Below are 6,251 nucleotides of genomic sequence, written 5' to 3'. Positions count from 1 at the left end.
TGTGAGCTACCAGAAGGCGTAGAGATGGTAATGCCAGGTGATAACATCAAAATGAACGTAGAGTTGATCGCACCGATTGCGATGGACGAAGGTTTGCGCTTTGCGATCCGTGAAGGCGGTCGTACAGTAGGTGCTGGTGTTGTTGCTAAAATTCTTGAATAATTGATAGCAGCTGTTTAAAAGCGAGTCTTCGGACTCGCTTTTTATTAATTACTTTTTGCGACTTATTTGCCAAAGGGCTTGTTCTGATAGAACTTTTGCAATATAATGCGCGTCCCTTAGTAGGCGTAACGGCCACTATTAGGGTTGTTCTTGCGAAGCAATCTCAGACTTTTTAGAAAGTAAGTTATTGATTTTGCTAACAACAGGCTCGATTGGAGTCTGATATAGTTTGGTAACCGCACCCCTCGTTGTAGCAGGGTGGAGCGGTTTTTTATGTTCTTTAATTTTTAAAGTGGAGTTCTTTGCAATGGCAAAGCAACGTATTCGAATCAGATTGAAAGCGTTTGATCACAAGTTGATTGACCAATCGACTTCAGAGATCGTAAATACCGCTAAACGTACAGGTGCTCAGGTAAAAGGACCTATCCCTTTACCAACTCGTAAAGAGCGTTTCACAATCTTGGTTTCTCCGCACGTAAATAAAGATGCGCGTGACCAGTATGAAATTCGTACGCATAAGCGTTTGGTGGACATCATCGAGCCAACAGAAAAAACAGTTGATGCTCTGATGAAGTTGGATTTGGCTGCTGGTGTTGATGTTCAAATTAGCCTTTCTTAAGGCAACACTAGAAGCAAGGTAGATAACCATTTCGGTTGAGGTTTATAAAACATGGCTATCGGAATAGTAGGTATAAAACGAGGAATGACTCGTGTCTTCACTGAAGACGGCGTGTCTATCCCGGTTACCGTAGTAGAAGCCGATCCAAACCGCATCGCGCAGTTGAAAACAACTGACGTTGACGGTTATGAAGCGGTCCAGATTACTACAGGAAGCCGTAAGGCGAACCGCATCAGTAAGGCGGAAGCTGGACATTATAAGAAAGCTGGCGTTGAAGCAGGTCGCAGTTTATGGGAATTCCGCGTGAATTCTTTGGACGGCTTTGAAGTTGGTGGCGTAGTAAAAGTTGATATCTTTGAAGCGGGTCAAAAAGTTGACGTAACAGGTACCTCTAAAGGTAAAGGTTACGCTGGCGTAATTAAGCGCTGGAACTTCCGTGGTCAAGATTCTACCCACGGTAACTCTTTGTCACACCGTGCTCCAGGTTCTATTGGTCAAAACCAAACTCCTGGTCGCGTATTTAAAGGCAAAAAGATGTCAGGTCATATGGGTGCTGAGCGTGTAACGGTACAAACTCTAGAAGTTGTACGTGTTGATGCTGAGCGCAATTTGTTGTTAATCAAAGGTGCCGTCCCAGGCGCTACCGGTGGTGACGTTATCGTACGTCCTGCTGAGAAAGCCTAGGCCAAGAGGAGTTGACTATGGAACTTAGTTTAACATCTGGCGGCGCAATCAAGGTTTCTGAAGTGGCTTTTGGTCGTGAGTTTAACGAATCATTAGTTCACCAGGTGGTCGTTGCTTATTTAGCGGCTGCTCGTGCCGGTACTCGTGCACAGAAGAACCGTAGCGCTGTTAGCGGTGGTGGTAAAAAGCCATGGAAACAGAAAGGTACAGGCCGAGCGCGTGCCGGTACAATTCGCTCTCCATTGTGGCGTAAAGGTGGTGTTACTTTTGCCGCGCAACCACAAGACTACACGCAAAAAGTTAACCGCAAAATGTATCGCGGTGCTATCCAAAGCATTCTTTCTGAGTTGGTTCGTCAAGAGCGTTTAATCGTTGTTGAAGACTTCTCAGTTACAGCGCCAAAGACTAAAGAGTTGGCGGCTAAGCTAAAAGATTTGGATGTTAAAGAAGCATTAATCGTGACAGATTCTGTTGATGAGAATTTGTTCTTAGCTTCTCGTAACTTGTACAAAGTTGACGTGCGCGACGTGAACGCACTTGATCCTGTCAGCCTAATTGGTTTTGACAAAGTGATCATGACGGTTCCTGCGATTAAGAAAGTAGAGGAGATGTTAGGATGAACCAAGAGCGTATCTTAAAAGTTCTTCTGGCCCCTCACGTTTCAGAGAAAGCGACAATTTTGGCTGAGCGCGATGGTCAGTTTGTATTTAAAGTGGCCAAAGATGCTAACAAGCGTGAAATTAAGAAAGCCGTTGAAACCTTGTTTGAGGTTGAAGTGGAATCTGTTCGCACTTTGAACATGAAAGGTAAGCGTAAGCGTTTTGGTCTTGTAGAAGGCCGTCGTCCAAACTGGAAGAAAGCTTACGTATCATTGAAGCCTGGTCAAGACCTTGACTTTGCAGGCGGCGAGTAAGAAGGAGACAAGTAAATGGCAATTGTAAAAGCTAAACCAACTTCTCCTGGACGCCGCTTTGTAATTAAAGTGGTTAATCCAGACTTGCATAAGGGTAAACCTGAAGCAAGTTTGCTAGAGAAGAAATCAAAAAATGGTGGTCGTAACAACAATGGTCGCATTACCGTGCGTCACGTTGGTGGTGGTCATAAGCAACACTACCGTGTTATCGACTTCAAACGTAATAAAGATGGTATCCCAGCGAAAGTTGAACGTCTTGAGTATGATCCAAACCGCAGTGCACACATTGCCTTGGTTTGTTATTCAGACGGTGAGCGTCGATACATTATCGCTCCGAAAGGTTTGAAAGCTGGTGATCCAATTATTTCTGGCGATGCAGCACCTATTAAAACGGGTAACACATTGCCAATGCGTAACATTCCGGTTGGTTCTGTTGTTCACAACATTGAACTTAAACCTGGTAAAGGTGCGCAAATGGCTCGTAGCGCAGGTGCTTACGCCCAAATCGTTGCACGTGACAGTGCATACGTAACTCTACGTTTGCGTTCGGGCGAAATGCGTAAAGTGCTTTCAGAGTGTCGCGCCACTATTGGTGAAGTTGGCAACTCTGAGCATATGTTACGTAGCCTGGGTAAAGCTGGTGCTAAGCGCTGGCGTGGTGTTCGCCCAACAGTTCGAGGCGTCGCGATGAACCCAGTAGACCACCCACATGGTGGTGGTGAAGGTCGTACTTCTGGTGGTCGTCATCCTGTGTCTCCATGGGGTGTTCCAACCAAAGGTAAGAAAACCCGTAGTAATAAGCGCACTGACAAGCTAATTGTCCGTCGCCGTAACAAACGATAGAGGATAGCACTGTGGCACGTTCGTTAAAGAAAGGCCCATTCATTGACCTTCATTTATTGAAGAAGGTTGAAGAAGCTGCGGCCTCTGGTAACAAGAAACCGATTAAAACGTGGTCTCGTCGTTCAACCGTATTCCCTGAAATGGTTGGTTTGACGATTGCCGTTCACAATGGTCGTCAACACGTACCTGTTTTCGTAAATGAAGACATGGTAGGTCATAAATTAGGCGAGTTTGTATTGACTCGTACCTATCATGGCCATGATGTTGACAAGAAAGCCAAGAAGAAGAAGTAAGGCGAGGAGTGAAAGATGGAAGTAGCAGCTAAATTGCGCAATGCTAGCATCTCGGCACAGAAAATGCGTCTCGTCGCCGACCAGATTCGTGGCTTGCCAGTAGAGAAAGCGTTGAACGTTCTTGAGTTTAGCCCAAAAAAGGCAGCTCGATTAATTAAGAAAGTTCTTGAGTCTGCGATTGCTAACGCTGAGCACAATGAAGGCGCAGATATCGACGAGTTGAAAGTTTCAACTGTATTCGTCGATGAAGGCCCAACTGCCAAGCGTATGCGTCCGCGCGCTAAAGGTCGTGGCGACCGTATATTGAAGCGTTCTAGCCACGTAACCGTTAAAGTATCGGATAACTAGGAGAAGGTAATGGGTCAAAAAGTACATCCTACTGGTATCCGCTTAGGTATCGTAAAGAAGCATACTGCAACTTGGTATGCTGAGCGCGGCGATTTTGCGGATTACCTTGAAAGTGACATCAACATCCGTAAGTGGTTGTTCAAAGAATTGAAGAACGCCTCTATATCGCGTGTTGACATTGAGCGCCCTGCAAAAGCAATTCGTGTGACTATTCACACTGCGCGTCCTGGTATCGTCATCGGTAAGAAAGGTGAAGATATTGAGAAATTACGTGCCAAGATTGCCAACATGGCAGGCGTTTCAGCCCAAGTATCTGTAGAGCAAGTACGTAAGCCTGAGTTGGATGCCCAGCTTGTAGGTGACAACGTTGCTCAACAGCTTGAGCGTCGTGTTATGTTCCGTCGCGCCATGAAGCGTGCGGTTCAAAATGCAATGCGTCTTGGTGCTGAGGGTATCAAAATCGAAGTAAGTGGTCGTTTAGGTGGCGCCGAAATCGCTCGTACTGAGTGGTATCGTGAAGGTCGTGTTCCGTTGCATACATTGCGTGCGGACATCGATTATGCAACATCCGAAGCATTGACGACTTACGGAATCATCGGCATTAAAGTATGGATTTTCAAAGGTGAAGTTCTTCCAGGCCAAGAAAAAGTTGAGCCAAAAGAAGATAAGAAACCTCGCCGCAGAAAACCTGCTCCTAAAGCTAAGAAATAGGGGTGAGCAAGTATGTTATTGCCAAAAAGAACTAAATATCGCAAGCAGCATAAGCTGCGTAACCGTGGCACAGTAGCTCATGATGTGAGCTTCGGTGAGTTCGGTTTGAAAGCGACAGGTCGCGGTCGTATGACAGCACGCCAAATTGAGGCGGCTCGTCGTGCAATGACCCGTCATATGAAACGTGCCGGTAAGGTTTACATTCGTGTATTTCCTGACAAGCCAATTACCAAGAAGCCTCTTGAAGTGCGTATGGGTAAAGGTAAAGGTAGCGTTGAGTACTGGGTTGCACAAATTCAGCCAGGCCGTATGTTATATGAAGTTGAGGGTATTTCTGAGGACTTAGCACGTGAAGCGTTTGCTTTAGCTGCTGCTAAGCTTCCTTTCAAAACTACCTTTGTTAAACGGACGGTGATGTAATGAATGCGACAGAATTGAAAGACAAGAGCGTTGAAGAGCTCAACGTAACGTTGCACGAATTGTTACAAGATCAATTCAAGTTACGTATGGAAAAGGCTACGGGTCAAATGACTGAAACGCACAAAATGCGTGAATTACGTCGTGATATTGCTCGTGTTAAAACCATAATCAACCAAAAGGCGGGTTCATGATGAGCACTGATACTATTCAACGCACATTACAGGGCAAAGTCATCAGCGACAAAATGGATAAATCCATTACTGTCTTGATTGAGCGCCAAGTAAAGCACCCGTTATACGGTAAGTTCATCAAGCGTTCGACTAAAATCCACGCACATGATGAAACTAATGAGTGTAAAGCGGGTGATGTAGTCCGAATCGTTGAGTGTCGTCCTATCTCTAAAACCAAGGCTTTCAAGCTGGTAGAGATAGTTGAACGTGCTAAGTAAATTTGGATAAGCCGACCCCGGGCAAATAGTTTTTCCTGGGGTTAGGAATTTAAGTAATTTAATGGTATACTCTCGCGCCATTTTAGCGCGGGTTTAAGCGGAGAAAACCATGATCCAGATGCAATCAATGCTAGACGTAGCTGATAACTCAGGCGCTCGTCGAGTAATGTGTATTAAAGTACTGGGTGGTTCGCATCGCCGTTACGCCAACATTGGTGACGTAATCAAAGTGAGCGTAAAAGAAGCGATCCCACGCGGTAAGGTGAAAAAAGGTGACGTTCTAAACGCAGTTGTCGTACGTACTCGTAAGGGTGTACGTCGTCCAGACGGTTCTTTGATCCGTTTCGATGGTAATGCTGCTGTTATTTTGAACAACAACTTACAGCCGATTGGTACTCGTATCTTTGGACCTGTTACACGTGAACTACGTGGTGACAAGTTTATGAAGATCGTGTCTTTGGCACCGGAAGTACTGTAGAGAGACGAATCATGCAAAAGATTAAAAGTGGCGACGAAGTCATCGTAATCGCAGGCAAGGATAAAGGTAAGCGCGGTAATGTTAAGCGTGTTTTATCTAATGGTCGCGTGATTGTGGATGGCATCAATTTGGTGAAGAAACACACCAAGCCAAGTCAAAATCCGGATGGTTCTATCAATGAAGGTGGAATTGTCGATAAAGAAGCATCGTTAGACATGTCTAACTTAGCGATTTATAACCCATCTACTGGCAAAGCAGATCGTGTGGGCTTTAAAGTAGAAGACGGTAAAAAATCACGCTTCTTTAAGAAAACTGGCGAAACAATTTAATTT

At 45.2% G+C, this 6,251-nt stretch carries 13 protein-coding genes and 1 pseudogene; all 14 read left to right on the top strand.

The annotated features are described in order from the left end of the window. Positions 1-162, top strand: a pseudogene (gene tuf / locus ACN0VI_RS12765) (elongation factor Tu); the annotation flags it as partial. Positions 163-469: 307 nt separating this feature from the next. Further along, positions 470-781: a 30S ribosomal protein S10 gene (rpsJ, locus tag ACN0VI_RS12760; RefSeq protein WP_012800370.1), complete on the top strand. Its 312-nt coding sequence runs from the start codon at positions 470-472 to the stop codon at positions 779-781. A 51-nt stretch (positions 782-832) separates the two neighbouring features. Beyond that, positions 833-1,465, top strand: coding sequence for a 50S ribosomal protein L3 (gene rplC, locus ACN0VI_RS12755; RefSeq protein ID WP_012800371.1), 633 nt, complete (start codon positions 833-835; stop codon positions 1,463-1,465). A gap of 17 nt (positions 1,466-1,482) precedes the next feature. Next, entirely contained in the window at positions 1,483-2,085 is a 603-nt protein-coding gene (gene rplD, locus ACN0VI_RS12750) for a 50S ribosomal protein L4 (RefSeq protein ID WP_331892571.1), read from the top strand. Then, entirely contained in the window at positions 2,082-2,378 is a 297-nt protein-coding gene (rplW, locus tag ACN0VI_RS12745) for a 50S ribosomal protein L23 (RefSeq protein ID WP_012800373.1), read from the top strand. The genes rplD and rplW overlap by 4 nt, the downstream gene beginning before the upstream one ends. Before the next feature lie 15 nt (positions 2,379-2,393). Beyond that, positions 2,394-3,221, top strand: a complete 828-nt coding sequence (gene rplB / locus ACN0VI_RS12740) for a 50S ribosomal protein L2 (protein ID WP_012800374.1) — start codon at positions 2,394-2,396, stop codon at positions 3,219-3,221. 11 nt (positions 3,222-3,232) lie between these two features. Further along, positions 3,233-3,514, top strand: coding sequence for a 30S ribosomal protein S19 (gene rpsS / locus ACN0VI_RS12735; protein ID WP_012800375.1), 282 nt, complete (start codon positions 3,233-3,235; stop codon positions 3,512-3,514). A gap of 15 nt (positions 3,515-3,529) precedes the next feature. Beyond that, entirely contained in the window at positions 3,530-3,862 is a 333-nt protein-coding gene (gene rplV / locus ACN0VI_RS12730) for a 50S ribosomal protein L22 (RefSeq protein WP_012800376.1), read from the top strand. A gap of 9 nt (positions 3,863-3,871) precedes the next feature. Beyond that, positions 3,872-4,573, top strand: coding sequence for a 30S ribosomal protein S3 (rpsC, locus tag ACN0VI_RS12725; protein WP_012800377.1), 702 nt, complete (start codon positions 3,872-3,874; stop codon positions 4,571-4,573). 12 nt (positions 4,574-4,585) lie between these two features. Next, positions 4,586-4,993 carry a 50S ribosomal protein L16 gene (gene rplP, locus ACN0VI_RS12720; protein WP_012800378.1) on the top strand — a complete coding sequence of 136 codons (408 nt, stop codon included), beginning with the start codon at positions 4,586-4,588 and terminating at the stop codon, positions 4,991-4,993. After that, positions 4,993-5,184, top strand: a complete 192-nt coding sequence (rpmC, locus tag ACN0VI_RS12715) for a 50S ribosomal protein L29 (protein ID WP_331892568.1) — start codon at positions 4,993-4,995, stop codon at positions 5,182-5,184. The genes rplP and rpmC overlap by 1 nt, the downstream gene beginning before the upstream one ends. After that, positions 5,184-5,441 (top strand): 30S ribosomal protein S17, encoded by a 258-nt coding sequence (gene rpsQ / locus ACN0VI_RS12710; protein WP_331892582.1) that lies wholly within the window; start codon positions 5,184-5,186, stop codon positions 5,439-5,441. Before rpmC ends, rpsQ begins: the two co-directional genes overlap by 1 nt. Positions 5,442-5,550: 109 nt before the next feature. Continuing rightward, positions 5,551-5,919 carry a 50S ribosomal protein L14 gene (gene rplN / locus ACN0VI_RS12705; protein ID WP_012800381.1) on the top strand — a complete coding sequence of 123 codons (369 nt, stop codon included), beginning with the start codon at positions 5,551-5,553 and terminating at the stop codon, positions 5,917-5,919. 11 nt (positions 5,920-5,930) lie between these two features. After that, on the top strand, positions 5,931-6,248 hold the full coding sequence (gene rplX / locus ACN0VI_RS12700) for a 50S ribosomal protein L24 (RefSeq protein WP_012800382.1): 318 nt from the start codon (positions 5,931-5,933) through the stop codon (positions 6,246-6,248). Positions 6,249-6,251: the final 3 nt, after the last annotated feature.

It is taken from the genome of Kangiella sp. (genome assembly GCF_048265365.1).
Lineage (GTDB): Bacteria > Pseudomonadota > Gammaproteobacteria > Enterobacterales > Kangiellaceae > Kangiella.
Note: the sequence above shows the minus strand (reverse complement) of the source record. Positions and strands in the feature narration are given on the sequence as shown.

Bases quoted from the DNA above. Each gene is read 5' to 3' on its own strand.
- rpsJ (WP_012800370.1), top strand. From the start codon at position 470: ATGGCAAAGCAACGTATTCGAATCAGATTGAAAGCGTTTGATCACAAG.
- rplC (WP_012800371.1), top strand. From the start codon at position 833: ATGGCTATCGGAATAGTAGGTATAAAACGAGGAATGACTCGTGTCTTC.
- rplD (WP_331892571.1), top strand. From the start codon at position 1,483: ATGGAACTTAGTTTAACATCTGGCGGCGCAATCAAGGTTTCTGAAGTG.
- rplW (WP_012800373.1), top strand. From the start codon at position 2,082: ATGAACCAAGAGCGTATCTTAAAAGTTCTTCTGGCCCCTCACGTTTCA.
- rplB (WP_012800374.1), top strand. From the start codon at position 2,394: ATGGCAATTGTAAAAGCTAAACCAACTTCTCCTGGACGCCGCTTTGTA.
- rplV (WP_012800376.1), top strand. From the start codon at position 3,530: ATGGAAGTAGCAGCTAAATTGCGCAATGCTAGCATCTCGGCACAGAAA.
- rpsC (WP_012800377.1), top strand. From the start codon at position 3,872: ATGGGTCAAAAAGTACATCCTACTGGTATCCGCTTAGGTATCGTAAAG.
- rplP (WP_012800378.1), top strand. From the start codon at position 4,586: ATGTTATTGCCAAAAAGAACTAAATATCGCAAGCAGCATAAGCTGCGT.
- rpmC (WP_331892568.1), top strand. From the start codon at position 4,993: ATGAATGCGACAGAATTGAAAGACAAGAGCGTTGAAGAGCTCAACGTA.
- rpsQ (WP_331892582.1), top strand. From the start codon at position 5,184: ATGAGCACTGATACTATTCAACGCACATTACAGGGCAAAGTCATCAGC.
- rplN (WP_012800381.1), top strand. From the start codon at position 5,551: ATGATCCAGATGCAATCAATGCTAGACGTAGCTGATAACTCAGGCGCT.
- rplX (WP_012800382.1), top strand. From the start codon at position 5,931: ATGCAAAAGATTAAAAGTGGCGACGAAGTCATCGTAATCGCAGGCAAG.